Annotated in this window: 9 protein-coding genes; 2 read left to right on the forward strand and 7 right to left on the reverse strand. The window is 55.7% G+C overall.

Annotated elements, in window-relative coordinates:
- Both VGE80_RS21520 and VGE80_RS21525 read right to left on the reverse strand, forming a co-directional pair.
- Window positions 1–927 (reverse strand): PmoA family protein (locus VGE80_RS21520; RefSeq protein ID WP_440594068.1); only part of this gene is annotated, 927 nt, incomplete at its 3' end.
- A 344-nt stretch (window positions 928–1,271) separates the two neighbouring features.
- Window positions 1,272–3,560: an ExeA family protein gene (locus tag VGE80_RS21525; RefSeq protein ID WP_440594069.1), complete on the reverse strand. Its 2,289-nt coding sequence runs from the start codon at window positions 3,558–3,560 to the stop codon at window positions 1,272–1,274.
- Between the two features lie 362 nt (window positions 3,561–3,922).
- Here VGE80_RS21525 and VGE80_RS21530 point away from each other — a divergent pair, with 362 nt between their 5' ends.
- Together VGE80_RS21530 and VGE80_RS21535 are read left to right on the forward strand one after the other, a co-directional pair.
- Complete coding sequence (locus VGE80_RS21530) at window positions 3,923–5,047, forward strand: PhoH family protein (protein ID WP_440594070.1); 1,125 nt, start codon at window positions 3,923–3,925, stop codon at window positions 5,045–5,047.
- Between the two features lie 145 nt (window positions 5,048–5,192).
- Entirely contained in the window at window positions 5,193–7,415 is a 2,223-nt protein-coding gene (locus VGE80_RS21535; protein WP_440594071.1) for an HD family phosphohydrolase, read from the forward strand.
- Window positions 7,416–7,594: 179 nt separating this feature from the next.
- Here VGE80_RS21535 and VGE80_RS21540 read toward each other — a convergent pair whose 3' ends face one another.
- The 5 genes from VGE80_RS21540 to pyk form a co-directional block, all read right to left on the reverse strand.
- A complete protein-coding gene (locus VGE80_RS21540) occupies window positions 7,595–8,557 on the reverse strand; it encodes an aldo/keto reductase (RefSeq protein WP_440594072.1) in 963 nt (320 codons plus the stop codon).
- A gap of 23 nt (window positions 8,558–8,580) precedes the next feature.
- Window positions 8,581–10,218: a DUF4340 domain-containing protein gene (locus VGE80_RS21545; protein WP_440594073.1), complete on the reverse strand. Its 1,638-nt coding sequence runs from the start codon at window positions 10,216–10,218 to the stop codon at window positions 8,581–8,583.
- A gap of 96 nt (window positions 10,219–10,314) precedes the next feature.
- Window positions 10,315–12,993, reverse strand: coding sequence for a Gldg family protein (locus VGE80_RS21550; protein ID WP_440594074.1), 2,679 nt, complete (start codon window positions 12,991–12,993; stop codon window positions 10,315–10,317).
- 256 nt (window positions 12,994–13,249) lie between these two features.
- Window positions 13,250–13,984: an ABC transporter ATP-binding protein gene (locus VGE80_RS21555; RefSeq protein WP_397570859.1), complete on the reverse strand. Its 735-nt coding sequence runs from the start codon at window positions 13,982–13,984 to the stop codon at window positions 13,250–13,252.
- A 232-nt stretch (window positions 13,985–14,216) separates the two neighbouring features.
- Window positions 14,217–15,689 carry a pyruvate kinase gene (gene pyk / locus VGE80_RS21560; protein ID WP_440594075.1) on the reverse strand — a complete coding sequence of 491 codons (1,473 nt, stop codon included), beginning with the start codon at window positions 15,687–15,689 and terminating at the stop codon, window positions 14,217–14,219.
- Window positions 15,690–15,863 lie beyond the last annotated feature (174 nt).

Consider the following 15,863-nt stretch of genomic DNA (forward strand, 5'->3'; position numbering starts at 1 on the left):
TTTGCCTTCGGTTGCGTCGCCGGCGTGGATATAGGCACCGAACCGGAACCGCAGGGAAGGGGTGTCGGCGTCGAGAATGACGGGCTGGGATTTGGATTCGTCATTCTGGTAGGCCCCCTCGCCAAAGGGACTCATTGAAAACAGACCGTAATCTCGGACGTGGTATCGCGATGGACGAAAGTTGCCGGGATGGTCCATCAGGGCGACGCCATAAGTTTTTGCATCGACCACGCCAGTATAGTCGACCCATTTGGCTGGCTGTCCCCAGCATTCTGCGGTCGTCTTCTTGCCGTCCGAGTTGGTGACGATTCCCCCTTCTTTTTCTCGCATCGATTGAGCAACCCGAAAACCGAAGAAACCTTCCTTCGTATCGTCGAAGCGGGCGAGTTTTCCAACCGGCGGGGCGAGCGTCGTGTCATACGTGATGAGCCGTTCCGGATAGATGGAGACGATCGTTTTTTCGATCAGTGCGGGGGTCCCGTCCAAGCCGATCCACTCATTTGTCATCTCGATCGTTCCGGGATTTCCCGACTTCGACTTCACATCGGTCGTGACGATGCGACCTTTTTCCGCCCAGAAACGGACGTGATTGACTTCGTCGACGGACAGCCAGATCCCGCGGTGGTGAGGATGCTCTTTTTCGTTTGGGTCGTTGGGACGGGTGAGAATGGCGCCACCGGGACCACGTACAGGCCAGAAGTAAGGCTTAGGGAGTGTGGCGCCGTGATGAAAGACGGTGAACTCTTCCCCCTTGATTTTGACGGCCAGTCCGTCGTCGGTCTGCTCGATGGTCACGCCTTCTTTTCCGCCGACAGAAGCGGCGTCGTTCTGCGCTTTCGCGCGATCCTCGGCCTGTGCTACCGACCACGGTCCCGTGATCGCAAGCAGACACCAGACGAAAAGACGACGCTTACAGAACTGATGCATTGAGACGCTCCACCGTGATACGTGAACTGTCATTTCGAAGCAGGTCGAATCGGTGCAGCACTATAACCGCATCGATTTGTCTCCGTCGACCCATCCGATGTGAGCACCAGAAAGAGGACTGGCGGTGAGCGACTGCCCGCATCCATGCCGTCGAGTCTGCAATTCAGGCTTTCGCGAACGGCTTGCGCGGAAGCGGTCGATCAGGGGCTTACTCAAGCAATAGCCGACAACTTGCCAGGGGATTGCCGGCCGGATTCCCGATGGCCGAAACTCAGAATTGGAGTCATTCAGCAGCAGCACGGTTTACGTTTGCTGCTGTGCCCGGTTAGACCGATGTCGTCCTATCAGTGTGTTTGCTGCTGCTTCCGTCGCAGCATGCTGAAGAGGTAACGGAACGGCCGCTTTGTCTCAGTCTGTTCGACAGGATCGGTTTCCACGACTTCCCAACCCGCTGCGCTTTCAATAGTCGAAGTCAGTTCGGAAGCAGACGGAGCGTTCGCGGGTGGGACGGCAGGAATGTCTCGCTGGAGCGAACGGAGAATCTCCTCTTCATCCTGTCGTGAGGGAGGTGACCACCAATCGGTTTTCGCGGCTTCCTCATAGAGGTCATGGGTCCGCTCTGCCTCTTCGACAAGATTCGGATCATGTTCAACGTACTGAGGACGCTGGGGCTGTTCCTTGGACTGATTCCAGTCGAAGACATCTTCGGCTACGAGTTCTTGGGTCAGTTGCGGCTCGTCGAGTTGAATCGGAGGGGCCGTCATGGATTCAAACGAGGAACTTGAATGCGATTCCGCGACTTCCTGATTTGTGAGTTCAATCAGCTCATGAACCGCGCCCAGAATCTGTTCAAGCTCGTGCGAATCCAAATCGCGTGATGCTGGTCCCACCGATTCGAGCACCTGCTCCACGATCACCTCGTGGGCATTCGTTGGCGCGATGACCTCAGCCGACGCCATCGGAAGTTCGCTCTCGACAGGTTTGATGTCGCGCTGGGCACTGAGACTTGATGCGGTCTGCGGCTGAGCGTGAACCTCCGCGGGCTTTGCCGTGTCGACGTAAGGCGCGAACGCGGGAACAAATCCCGCGTCGATTGCAGCGTACCGGTCAAAAATGACTTCTTCTTCGAAGACTTCGGAAGGTTTCGAAATGTTCTGAGAATTTGCTGGCGAATGAGAACTCACCCGACGTTCCTCGGACCGCTGTTTGTCGACACGCGGTGATACCGGGGTTGGAGCGGAAGGCGTTTCGTCCGATTCGGTTTCGGACTCTTCGAGTTCACCTGAGAGCGTCGTATCCTCGTCATCATCGCTAGTGATTGACTGTGGGGCGAGGTCAACTCGACGAGAACGCGCACTGAACGTGTACTGCGGTGTGGAAACTTCCTCGTCGGACGATTCCTGTTCTGTGCTAGACGACTCTGAGGCAGACGACGAGGTAAATTCCTGCGCGTCTTCTTCATTCGTTTCGGATGTTGAGGGCGAGGATTCGCTTTCCGCGACACGGAACAGATCAATGACATGTTTCCAGTCATCGCTCTGCGCTTCGATGGCGACAGGTTCGACCCAACTGGCGGTTTCCCACGAATGGAGATTATTGTGGTGCACCGGTTCATCCGTTTCTGTTTTGAAGGAAGAATCTTTCCAGGTGGGCAACTCGGTGCCCAACTCGAGGGACGATGATTCGTAGGCATACGCAGAGGGATGGGAACTATTCCGTTCATACGCATTGCCGATGGAGTCGTCTTCGACCGTATCGACAGCATGACCGGACGTGCGTTGCTCGTACGACCTCGTCGGAGTGGATGGCTCGTTCCACTGCAGAGGAAGCTGTCGCAGGTCGTTGAGCGCTTCGCGAACGAGTTCTTCACCGGCGGGACGCTGTTCGGCAACAAAGGCGAGCAACAGCGTATGGTCTGCCAGTTGATTCATGCATCGGGGAACCCCATCGCTGGCCTGCACGATGACATCCAGCGCCCGCGGGGTGAAAATTTCGTGGGTACGTCCACCTGCCCAGGTAAGACGGTAATCGATGTAGTCGAGAGACCCGGCGCGGTCGAATGTGGGCAGGCTGACATGCGCACGGATACGCTGGTTGAACGCTTCGAGACTGGGAAGGGCGAGCTTATCTTCCAGATTGAGCTGCCCCACCAGGACCAGCCGGACCAGCGGTTTTCCCGCTTCGGCGAAGTCGGCAAGGATACGTAATTCCTCGATCAGGTTTTTGGACAATTGGTGAGCTTCATCGCAAATCAGGACCAGCGCTTCTCGGTGAGGCTGTAATTTACGGATTGCGGGCCAAAGCGCAAGGCGAAGCTCTTGTTCCGACGAGTGCTGATACGAATGATTAAGCTCGCAAAGCAATGTCTGCAGGAGGGCGCGACGTGTAAGAAAACTGGCATGGCGAAGGAAGATGGTTTCAAAACGAGGATTCAGTTCCATTCTCAGGCGTTCGCACAACAGCGTCTTTCCCACGCCAGCCGGCGCCGTCACCACAGAAATCCCTTGGCCTTGCTCAATGCAGACAAGTACCTCATCCAGTGCGGCTTGAATCGGTGCGGCAGCGAGAAAGCATGTGGCATCAGGAGTTGCGCCAAACGGGCGACGCTTCAAATCAAAACTGGCTTCGTACATTGAGCAACTTCCGTGTTGCCGCCGCAAACGGCGGTGTCGTGGGAAACTCATGCGTCCTGACGACAGTGAAAATCCTTTAGTCTCTCATCGAACTTTCTACGCCCCTACCTTGAATACAACCGCTACGGAAGTCACAGACTTCACAAAACAACCGTCTTGCCCAGACCGTTGCGGCGTAAATTAGGCCGAGTTTTACGACGAATCCATTTTCGTGTGTAGTTCTTTTGCGAGTGATTCCCAAAAACGTTAAAGTGTCCGCAGCACGCGACCGCGGGTCGCGGACACTTCCAGTCTGACATTGGCACTCGGAATGCACTCTGTGCTTCCAGTGGGACGACGACTGGCGATCTCAGGAACAATTTATGTCTGAAGGACGAGTTCAGTTTCGCAACTATGAAGATGTTCGCACCCTCTTTGGGCTTCGCGATAAGAACCTTCGTCGTCTGCGAGACGTTCTGCATCTTGACGTCGTTCTCCGCGGTGACGAGCTTCATCTTCACGGCGAGCAGGCTCAAGTCGATCTCGGGAAGGAAATTGTTTCTGAACTGCGATCGATCATCGAACAGAAAGGCCTGCTGGACGACGATGAATTCGATCGAGCCTTGCACCGAGGCCAGTTTCCGATCAGTTCGAATCCTGATGAATTGATTGATGTATTTCACAAAGCCCGGAAAATCCGTCCGCTGGGGACCGGACAACGCGACTACATCCGAGCCATCCGTGAGCATGACCTGGTGATCTGCGAAGGTCCCGCAGGATCAGGTAAGTCGTATCTTGCTGTAGCGATGGCAATTAACGCGCTGCGGCTCGAACAGGTGCGAAAGATCGTGCTGGTGCGGCCTGCGGTCGAAGCGGGTGAAAAGCTGGGCTTCCTGCCCGGCGACATGCTGGCCAAAGTGAATCCGTATCTGCGTCCGTTGCTCGATGCACTGGGTGACATTCTGGACTTTGAACAGGTCCAGCGTTACCTCGATAAAGAAGTGATCGAGATTATCCCACTGGCGTACATGCGTGGACGTACGCTGAATAACACTTTCATGATTCTTGATGAGGCCCAGAATACGACCGTTACCCAGATGAAGATGTTCCTGACCCGAATGGGGCATCATTCAAAGATCGTCGTTACGGGTGACGGAACGCAGACCGACCTTCCGGACCGTGTCGAAAGTGGCCTCAACGACGCCATTCGCCGGTTGAGAAACATTCCGGGAATCGCCACAGTGTCACTCTCAGGTTCGGATATCGTCCGACATCCGCTCGTTCGTAAGATCGTCCAGGCGTATGATGTACGTCGAGAAGGCCCTCCAGACGGCAGGTGGGAGAATTCCTGGCACGAAGCTGGCGAAACGGAAAATGTGAGCCCGGGCACGGGCGATGTCGAGGAAGTTCCGCTCAGTGAACTGTCGTCAACGTCCGATACCGTGTCCGAATCTGGTGTCACTGACGCGTCGAAACCATCCGCACTACCAAACTCAGACACCGACTGAACTAAGTCCTTGTCGGTTCTCAGAAACAGAAGGTATGAGCTTTTTCTTCTCTCGTCGAGTACGTCCGGGCCGACTGTCCGTTCACAAGGTGGGCACGTCCTGGTCCGGCCGTCTAACTGAACGACTGAGCCAAACCGATGTCGCATTGCGTCTCGCAATTTGCTTCGTCGTTTTGGCAGGTCTGGTCATTGCGTTGCAAAGTTGGCAGGCCCCGTTCCCTCATCGTCTGGGTGACGACGTTCCAAACGGGATGCTGGCTCGCGTCGATTTCACCCGCGTCAATCAGGACAAGACAGAGCTTGCCCGAATCGACCGCATCAATCGCGAACCACCCGTATTCCGGAAGATTCCGGCCGGGGTTGAGCGGCTTGAGAACCTGGGGACCGATCTCAGGCGTCATCTGCTGGAAGTTGTCGAAGTGGGTCGCTTCGAAGAACTTTCCGCCGAGTGTCGCGCGGCGTTTGGCTGGATTGCGAGTGGGCCAACTCCGCTCGACCCGCGCACGACCGCCTTCGAAGAAGAGTGGAAATCCCTTCGATCAGCCCTTGGTCCAGCGAATCTGGCAGAGCGACCGATCAACGAGTTGTATGGCGAATTCTCACAATTCGTGGCTCCTTTACTGCAGGTCGGGATTGTCGACCTGGCTGAGCTGTCACGGCCACGTCAGAAAATTCGCCTCGACGACGAAATCAGCATTCTCAGTGACTCGACCGAAGACCCACCAAAACGGTTTGCGTCGGACGTCGTTCTCGACGAACTGCTCAAGGCAACAGGCAGCCTTGGGAGCCAGTGGAAGTCGTTTCCACTTTTGACTCCCCTGCAGCCGATCCTCGAGAAGTGGCTTCGCAATCGCATCATTCCTTCACTCGAGTTTGATCTGGCGACGACGAACCAGCGGATCACTCTGGCGAACCTGTCAACGCCTCCCGTGAAAGACACGTACAAGCGAGGGACGCTGCTGGTTCCGCCGGGCAGCAAGATTACCGAGGAATACTTGGACGTTCTGCATGCTCAGTATGACGAGCTTGAAAGCCGCGTGGGAATCGGCGAACGCATCGTGCGGATGGTCACAGTGCTTTTACTATTGATCGTCCTGAGCGGATTGATTGGCTGCTACCTGGTAAGGAACGAGCGACGGTTAGCGACGAACGTCAGTCGTCTAGCTGTTTATCTATTCGCGGTCACGCTGTCAGTCGTGTTGAGTCGGTTGCTGTCGTTCGATCACTGGCGAGCGGAAGTCGTGCCATTGCTGTGTACGGTGATGGTGCTGGCGATCGCCTATAACCAGGTTCTGGCAGCGCTCACCGGCTTTGCCATGTCACTCGTCGTGACGCTTTCGATCGGGGGGGACGTGAGCGGGTTTGTAGTCCTGATGAGCGCGATCGCTGCTTCGGTGGTGCCACTTAATCAGGTGTCCAACCGCATGAAGCTGGTCAAAGTGGGATTCGGCGCGGCCCTGACGTACCTGTTCATCACGCTCGGTACGGGGATCATCGAAACGCAGCAGTTGGGACAATTGTGGGCAGACGCCGATCACCGCTTTCTCTTGAATGGACTGCGTGGAGCCGGCTGGTGTTTTCTGTCTGGGTTCCTGGTTTCCGGTAGTTTGCCATTCGTCGAAAATCTGTTCGGTGTGGTCACGGATATCAGTCTGCTGGAACTGAGCGATGTCTCGCATCCGTTGCTGCAGGAACTGATTCAGCGGGCCCCGGGGACTTACAGTCACTCCAACGGGGTCGCGACTATTGCCGAGACGGCCGCGGACGCCATCGGGGCCAACGGCTTGTTGTGTCGTGTGGGGGCGTACTATCACGACATTGGAAAGATGATGAAGCCCCATTACTTCGTGGAAAATATGACTGCTGGCCAAACCAGCCGCCATGAATCGCTCAATCCGGCGATGAGTGCTCTGGTGATTATTGGTCACGTCAAAGACGGAGTTGAACTGGCCCACCAGCACAACCTGCCCGAACCGCTGATCGATTTTATCGAGCAGCATCATGGGACAACCCTGGTCGAGTACTTCTTTCACGCAGCGACCAAGCAGGCGGAAATGCAGCCTGACCATCGCTACGACGTGCAGGAATCGGCATACCGCTATCCAGGACCTCGGCCGCAGTCTCGCGAAGCGGCTGTGTTGATGATCGCCGACGCTGTGGAAGGGGCAAGCCGGACGCTGGCCGAGCCAACGCCAAAGCGACTGGAAACGCTCGTCCACGAAATCGCGATGAAGCGGCTGCTGGATGGTCAGTTTGATGAAAGCTCGTTAACGCTGAGCGAACTGGCTGTCATCGAAGATTCGCTCACGAAGTCGCTGATCGGCATCCACCACGGTCGTATCAAATACCCCGAGCAGAAAACCGCTTGAACGCTTCATCGCGTGATGCGGTGAGACGACTCTGGAATGGGCGACGGACGAGGGGCATTGGATCCTCGTCCTGGAGAGATTCTATTATGGGATCAGACGAGTTCGGGATGATCGTCCGCTCGATCTGCCCAGGTTTGAAACGGCGTAAGGGATAAGGGGAATCGTATTGATCGTGGCCGTTAGACGGCAGAGCGAGATGCTGCGGCACCGCGATCTTGAATGGCCTGATCGATGCGGGAAATCTGTTCGGCAGTCAGCTTCCATGTCAGAGCAGCCGCGTTATCCCGGATCTGGTCCGGACGCTTGGCACCACACAGGGCTACGGTGATTCCGGGACGCTGAATCGTCCAGTTGAGGACCAGCTGGGCGACGGTCGATTGACACTCCTCTGCGATCGGTCTTAACCGATCGAGAAAGTCCTGGTTCTTGTTCCACTCGTCTCCCGAGAACATCGGGTATTTGGGCCGACCATCTTTCGGATCGAACAGATGGTCCCTGGGAAGCTTTCCGGCCAGCAGGCCCTTCATGAGGGGCCAATACACAATCGCAGAGACATGATTCTCAATACACCACGGTAGCTGGGATTCCTCAATTTCCCGCTGCAGCATGTTATAGTGCGGCTGGTAAGCAGCGACGGGGCAGACCGCCTGGAAGGCGATTAATTGCGGAAGTGACAAGTTTGAAACGCCAATGCTGCGGACTTTTCCCGATTGCAGCAGTCCCTTCAGCGCACCCGCGGACTCCTCCAATGGTGTATTGGGGTCAGGGGCGTGCAGGTAGTACAGGTCGACGTAATCGGTCCCAAGCCTTTTCAGGCTTTCTTCACATTCTCGCTCTAATGTGGCGGGTCGGGCATCCTTGAGCTGGACACGATTTTCATAGTGGATACCTCCCTTGGTCGCGATCACGAGTTCGTCTCGGCGATGCCCCAAGGCACGTCGGATCAGCTTTTCGCTCTCTCCGTCGTAGCCGTAGCAGTAGGCGGTATCAAAGAAGTTCAGGCCGCTATCAACGGCGGCCTGAAGCGTGGCAAGGCTTTGCTCGTCAGTCACTCCGACGCTGGTCACTCCGGCAATCGGCCAGCACCCCATCGCTAGTGGAGTGACCAGGATTCCAGTGCGGCCGATTTGACGAAGTTCCATTGGGATTCCTGCATCCGGGGAATTCAGTTCGCCGATGCATCCTGGGAATCAGGAGCGTCCTGAGCATCGACGTTTCCCGCTGGCGACGACTGACCTGCTGCATTTTCCGGAGTCGACTTTGGCTTCACCAGCGTTTTCCGACCCTGTCGCAGGTTTTCAAAGCTGTCGCCCGAGATGACATAGTACCAGTCGGCAAAGCGACGGTTCAGGTCTTTCACCAGCTTTTCCCCGGTTTTGACTTTCTCTTCATACGCTTTGACGTCCGCTTCGTATTTCTTGAGATCGATGTCGTACTTGGCCAGGGCCTCTTCGTATGCCTTCTTGGGATCGGGCTTTTCGCCGACATTCTCTGCTGCAGCGGCGTCGGCAGGCGTGTCTTCGTTTGCGGCGGCTGCTTCGGCAGGGGCTTCGGGCCTTACGGGTGCCTCAGGCTTGGGGCCGAGAGCCGATGGATCGAACTGAGCCTGTGCGAAGAGATAGCGACTCTTGATCTTGCGAGCGTCCGTTTTGGCGTCGGCTTCGTCATTCTTCTCTTTGTTCTCAGCCTCTTTCCCGTTTGCGTCGGATTTTTCTTCACCCTTGTTGATAAATCCTGCTTCAACTTCTTCTTCAGTCCCGGAAAAGACAGAACCGAAGTGCAACTCGTAAGCGACCCCCTGTTCGGTGACGGCAGCCAGATCTCCTTCCTGAGAGATCATTGCCATCCCTTTCCGGTCGGGCATACGGACGAAGAAGAACCCAATCTCTTCCATCTCTCGCCGCGTGCGGTCGTCAAGTGCCAGCCCCTGATCGTCCTGCAGTCGCTTCTTCAACTTTTCATTTTTCGGACGTACGCCAACGATCTTCAGATCGTCGAGCGCTTGGACGAGCTTGCGGACTTCGTCTTCGTTGACTTCTTCGGTTGCATCATCAAGTCCATCGAGCTTCCATTTGTCTGTTGCGGAAGTTCGGGTCAGCTGGTTTGATTCTTTTCCGGCCAGACTTCCACCACCATCCTGTCCGAATTCGACACTGTGCTTTTCGATGTTGATGTATCGCAGCTTGGAACCATCGAGCTTCAGCAGGTCTGGTTCGATCCAGTCTGCAAACTTTGTCGAAACATCGATACTCACTTTTGCAATGTAGGTCTGATCTTCCGAGGGATTGCGGACATAGAAGAAGCCGCTTCGACCTTTGACTTCCTTACCGATAATCAGATCGGCCAGCACTTTGCCGTCTTTTCCATCTTTCAGTGTGACGCGGTTGCCGACACCCTGATAGTCGCTCACGGATTCGCTGAGCGGATCCAGCACACCAAACTCGATATGCTGGCTCTTTCGCGGACCGGCCAGAGCCTCTTTCTTGATACCGATGATTGAGGTGGCTGTCTTGCCAAGCCGTTCTTTTCCGTCAACGGGGTAGTTATTGCGGGAGGGGATTCGCCAGACACCGTCAGAGCCCTGCTCGACGCCGAAGATCCGGAGGCTGGCCGTTTCCGGATTGTAGTTCACTACCTGCAGCGACTTGGCTGCGTCGGCGTCCACAAAGTCAGGGTAGAACGGCGTGCCGACCTGACTGAACTCGGCAGGGGGCTTGGTAACACCCCGGCTGGTGACCTGGGCGGCGATCAATGAGAGCACCGCACCTGCGACAAATAGAGATGTACGCACGGTTTCGTTCATAACGAAGCTCCTGCGGAATGAATTCGGTTGGAAATAGAGTCGTCATTCATCTGACAACGCCTGTAAGTTGGATGGTATTCTTCAAACAACGGTGGTTTAGCCACGTCCGCCAATTCGGCGAGCAGGGGCGATATCGCGTTGTTCATTGTTCTTGCGGATCAGCCAGACGATGAGTCCCAGCATGATGGCCGGAATGGGTGAGGCCAGCAGTGACCGGGTGTAGTAGCTGCTTTCGACTTCTCGAGTCAGCCGGTCCATTTTGGTCTTGCTCTCATCAATCTTCTTTTCTTTGGCCTGATTGATGTTTGCCTCTTCCACTTCCAGGCGCCGTGCCTCTTCCTGTTGAGCCATCATCAGCTGCTGCATCTTGCTGTCATCGTCGAGTGATTCATTGTTTTTGATCTTTTCGACTTTCTCGGCCAGACGATCCTTCGCGTCCTTGAGTGCTTTCTTGGCTTCATCGGAAGCCAGTTTACGCTCTTCGTTCGCCGCTGCATTGAAGGCTTTTGTCTGACGTTCGATCGCGGTCAGCGTACGGACTTTCGGCCGTCGATTTCGCAGGTCGATCATCGCGGTATCGTCGGCTAGTTTGTCTACCGCGTTCAGGACAAACGTGACATTGTCCAGATCGAGGTTGAACTGTTTCGTTTCCCGCAGATGGAAGAAGAAGTCAGAGACGAGATCCGTATCTGCAACGTAGATCACGTTGATTTTGTTGTCTTTGGCATCCTTAGTGGAAACAATCTCTGCCGCGACGATGTGAGCAACCTCGTCTGTGATCCGGCGCGGATTGGAATCGATGTTCATCCCGAACATGCTGCTCTTCACTAGATCGTCCCAGTCCAGCAAACCGGAGTTTCGACCGGTGAGCAGCAGTGGAGTGAACTCCAGAGTCTTCTCCTGGCCGGAACGGAGTTCACGTTCCTTAATCGAGCCAGAGAAGAACAGCATCACTTCCTGCAGGCGATTCGTGATCGGGCTGTCCGGGTTGAATGCCTTTGAATTGCCACTTTGTGGACTGATCGAAATGATTTCTTCGCGGAGCAGCTTTTCGTATTCGGGATGCAGATACAGGGATGTGTTGTCCCAGACGATCTGGTCATAGACCCATTCGATCCCGAGCAGGTCGACGAGTGAAGTGGCTTTTCCGCCGAAAGCCTTTTGCTCGTTTGGCATCCCCATGCTCATCATCGGGTTGCCACCCGCTTTCGGCTTCGGTTGCCGTGGTGCAAGCGAGGGGTTTGTGGCAGGAAGCGGGTCATCCAGAATCAGGACGGGCTTCCCTGTCTTCACGTAGTTGACGAGGTTGTCCAACTCGTTGGCTCCCAGAGAACTGGGGAGTACCGAGATCAGCACATCGAACTTGGAATCGTGAATCGGGGCCGAGGCGGGTACGCTTTCGACGTTATAGGACTTCTTCAGTTCTGCGACGATCCGCCACTCGGGTGACTGCCGGAACGTTTGCATGTCGAAGCCGCCCGTCAGCTTGGCATCGCTTTCGAGAATCCCGATTGTCTTTCGCTTCTCATTTGCGGCGACCTGGATCGAACGGGTCAGTTCGTATTCGATCGGGGTTCCCTTGCCGAAGTGAGGAATCACGACTTCGTTGGCACCACTGTTGATGACAGCACCCATCGCAACTTTTTCAACAAGCATTCTACCTTCACGCTCGAACTGAACATCGCGGAATTCGATGCCGTATTGCTTCGCTTCTTCCGCCTGTTCGCTGGCAGGATCGACTTCGACGATGCGAACAGTGACATTTGGCGAACTCTGGCCATACTGTCCAAGCAGACCAAGCAGCGTGCTCTTGACCGAGACATAGTCGCGGGGAGGAGTACGACTGACGAAGGCCTGAATTGAAACCGGTCGATCGCTCTTGAGATCCTTCACCACCTGACTGGTTGTGCTGCTAAACGAGTAAAGCTTTTCAGCAGTCCAGTCGGATCGGAAACCCTTCTGTGAAAGGACGACACCCAGACCGAACAGGATGAGCAACAGCGAGACGGAACGCACCAGGTACTGGGGACCCATATTCGTGCCTGCAGCGCCATTGTTCCAGTGGCGATATCCGATCAGGACATAATTGATGTACAGCATCAGCCCGGCCAGAGCCACGAAGTAGAAGAGCCCTTGTGACGGGATAAGTCCGATCCCGAATGGCTTCAACTGGGATGACAGACTGAGGCCTTCAAAAACCCCGTCTGGAACGACGGACTTCAGGACGAAAGAAAGACGTTCGGCAAACACAGGAACTGCGCACAAGGCTGAGCCCAGGACGAAGGCGACGGTGGCATTGCTGGTGAGCTGTGATGCGACCATCCCTGCTGCGAGCAGGGCACAACCCGCCAGCCAGTATCCCAGGTAGGTGGTCATGATGACACCGGGGTCCGGGGATCCGATCCAGTTCAAGATCAGGACGTTTGTCAGTGAGAATCCGAGGGCCACGGTGTAGACCGCGACGACTGCCAGATATTTCCCGAAGAGAACCTCCAGGTTCGAGACCGGAAGTGTGAAGAGCAACTCTTCGGTCCCCAGCTTTCGTTCTTCGGACCAGATCCCCATCGTGATGGCGGGAATGATGAACAGCAGCAGTTGAGGAAACCACTCGTTCAATTGATCGAGACTGGCAACATTATTCGCGAAAAACTTTTCCTGGAAGGCTGCAAACGCACCCAGGAAGACGAACACCACGATGAAGAGGTATCCGATAACTCCTGAGAAATAACTCCAGAAGTTGCGTTTGAAGACCGCAAGGACAACATGCGAACGCATCTGTGGCGATCCCTGTCAAATTGAGAAACAATAATCTGATCAGTTCAGGGCAACTGGCAATCACCGCTGCCCGCATACCGAGGTCACACACCCCGATCGAATCCGTCTAACAAGTTGCCTGTTGTCCGTTGTTCTGAACGTGTCATCCGGCAGGACGACCCTCGCTGAGCATTCACCGACAAAAGCAACTCGGTCCTAGTGAACTCGTTGACCATACCGCGTTTGCTTGTGACCCCAACCTGACGGCAGGGGCGTGTTACTTCGCAGCGCCCGTCAACTGTCGGAACCGCTGGTCCATGCTGTGGCCGCCCCGTTCCAACTCATCAATAGAACCATCGAGTACGATTCGACCGTCATTGATCAGGATCACTCGATTACAGACGGCTTTGACTTCCGTCAGAATGTGCGTCGAAAGCAGGATTGTTTTCGTTTTGGCAAGACTGAGAATCAGTTCGCGCACATCGTGTGTCTGGTTCGGATCAAGTCCGCTTGTGGGCTCATCCAGAATCAGCACCTGAGGGTCATGCAGCAGGGCCTGGGCCATACCGACGCGCTGTCGGAAGCCCTTCGACAACTTGCTGATGGGCTTACCCCAGACACCCTTTAATGAACACTTCTGAGCGACAAAGTCCAATCGCTCACTGAGCCTTCCTCCCGACAATCCACGTGCTTCACCCAGGAAACGCAGGATGGAAGAGGGGGTCATTTCCAGATAAAGTGGACCATTCTCGGGTAGATAACCAAGCAATTCGGCCGCCTTGATCCGGTCGACGGACATATCCAGTCCACCGATTTTCGCCGTCCCTGCACTCGGGGCCAGAAACCCCGTTAACAACTTCATCGTCGTTGATTTTCCCGCACCGTTAGGGCCCAGGAACGCGGCTACCTGACCGCGGGGAACTGAGAAAGAGACATCCTGTGTCGCGGCAAAAGGCCCGTAGTACTTACTGAGGCCAATCGCCTCGATCATTGCGCCATCCGGTTTACTCATGCAGTCACATCTCGCGCAAAGGGTGGTGACATTAATTCGCCGCCATTTCGGCAGTCGAAATCCGATTAAAAGGCTCCCAGCAACCCGCGTTCCAGTGAGCCAACTTCAATAGCCGGTGCACTCTAGATCAGATCATGGTTTAGTGACGTGATGACTGAATGTCCAGCCACGACCTGTTTCCCGAGGTCGTGGCTTCGGGAGTTGGGCCACCGAGTTCACGACCTGTCGGCCATTAAGGAACGACGTGGACAAGCATCATGTCATGCCATTCCAGCTTCCAGTCAGAGCTTCCGATCAGGACGAGTTTTCTGCCTGAATCAAGCATTTTTCGAGCACGTCCGAGCTGTTCGACGAAGGCGATCTGTTCCCGGGGTGGCAACGAAACCGCAGAAGTTTCTACCGGTGTGACACCCCAGAACAGGCAGAGTCGCCTGGCGACTTCGGGCCGGTCGGTCAGGCCCAGAATCGGAATGCGGGGACGCTGTTTGGAGATCGACATCGCCGTCTTCCCGCCCCGTGTTGCTGCAACGATCAAATCTGCATTCAAATGTTCAGCAGCTGTTCCCGCTCCGTGGGTCACGGCTTCCGTGATGGCCGTGGCCCGGGTGCGGTGTGTGCTGCGTGAGTCACTGAGGCTGATGCGCGGTTCGAGCATCCGCTCGGCCTCGCGCGCGATCCGGCTCATCATCGCGACCGCTTCGACCGGATAATCTCCTGCGGCGGTCTCACCCGACAGCATGACGGCGTCTGTTCCGTCGAGCACGGCGTTGAAGACGTCGCTCGCTTCTGCACGTGTCGGCAGTTCACTCTTCTGCATCGAATCGAGCATTTGAGTGGCAGTAATGACCGGGGTGCGATGCTCATTGCACATCCGGATGATCTGCTTCTGGAGCGCCGGGACACGGAAGACATCGGCCTCGACGCCCAGGTCACCGCGAGCCACCATGACAGCGTCTGTTTCAATGATGATTTGCTCAAGATCCGCGATGGCTTCGGGCTTCTCGATCTTGGCGACGATCCAGGGACGCGTCGTTGTCGGGTGTTCCGAGATGATCTGCTTCAGCAGGCGAATGTCTTCGGAGTTGCGAACGAAGCTCAGTCCGACATAGTCCAGGCCATGATCAAGAATCCATTGCAGGTCCGCCCGATCTTTCGCGGTGACGCTGGGGGTGCTCAAGATCGCTCCGGGAAGATTGACTCCCTGGCGACTGCGGATCAGTCCAGGCTGAACGACCTCGCAGACGACTTTGCCCAGCATGGGGTGAGTCTCCACGACGCGTAGTGATACCGAGCCGTCCGCGAGCAGTACCCGATCGTTGACTCGCAAGTCATCGATCAATTGCTCGTACGTGCACGTCAGTTGATCCAGACGCCCTGGCTCGACCTGATGGACGAATTCGATTCTCGCTCCGTGTCGGCAGCGCAGTCCGTCAGGGGGGAGTTCGCCGAGTCGGATCTTGGGGCCGGCGAGGTCTGCAAGGATGGCAATCGGTTGCTTGAGCTCGGTCGAGACCTGACGGATCCACGTGACGACCTGATCGAACCACTCATAGGTTCCATGGGCAAAGTTGAGCCGGAAGACATCTACGCCCGCGAGGACCAGCTCCGTCAGTTTTTCGTACGACGCAGATGCAGGCCCGATTGTGGCCACGATCTTGGTCTTCACCAGTGGTCCTTCTGCGTATTTTCGTTGCCAGAGATCCATCTTCGAGTGATCCTTTGCCAGAGTTCCATTCATTCTGCGACCGGGCGCATGAATGCGGATTGTAGCAACCTGAGCAGTCGATGCGATCTGTGGATCTCGTCAGGGCCTTCGTGAGAACGGTTCGGCCCGTTGCCGTCTTGTCTGGGTCTTAAGTTTGGCGGGAACCCTGACAAC

The organism is Schlesneria sp. (assembly GCF_036405755.1).
Lineage (GTDB): Bacteria > Planctomycetota > Planctomycetia > Planctomycetales > Planctomycetaceae > Schlesneria > Schlesneria sphaerica.

Bases quoted from the DNA above. Each gene is read 5' to 3' on its own strand.
- VGE80_RS21530 (WP_440594070.1), top strand. From the start codon at position 3,923: ATGTCTGAAGGACGAGTTCAGTTTCGCAACTATGAAGATGTTCGCACC.
- VGE80_RS21550 (WP_440594074.1), bottom strand. From the start codon at position 12,993: ATGCGTTCGCATGTTGTCCTTGCGGTCTTCAAACGCAACTTCTGGAGT.
- VGE80_RS21540 (WP_440594072.1), bottom strand. From the start codon at position 8,557: ATGGAACTTCGTCAAATCGGCCGCACTGGAATCCTGGTCACTCCACTA.
- VGE80_RS21545 (WP_440594073.1), bottom strand. From the start codon at position 10,218: ATGAACGAAACCGTGCGTACATCTCTATTTGTCGCAGGTGCGGTGCTC.
- VGE80_RS21525 (WP_440594069.1), bottom strand. From the start codon at position 3,560: ATGTACGAAGCCAGTTTTGATTTGAAGCGTCGCCCGTTTGGCGCAACT.
- VGE80_RS21555 (WP_397570859.1), bottom strand. From the start codon at position 13,984: ATGAGTAAACCGGATGGCGCAATGATCGAGGCGATTGGCCTCAGTAAG.
- pyk (WP_440594075.1), bottom strand. From the start codon at position 15,689: ATGGATCTCTGGCAACGAAAATACGCAGAAGGACCACTGGTGAAGACC.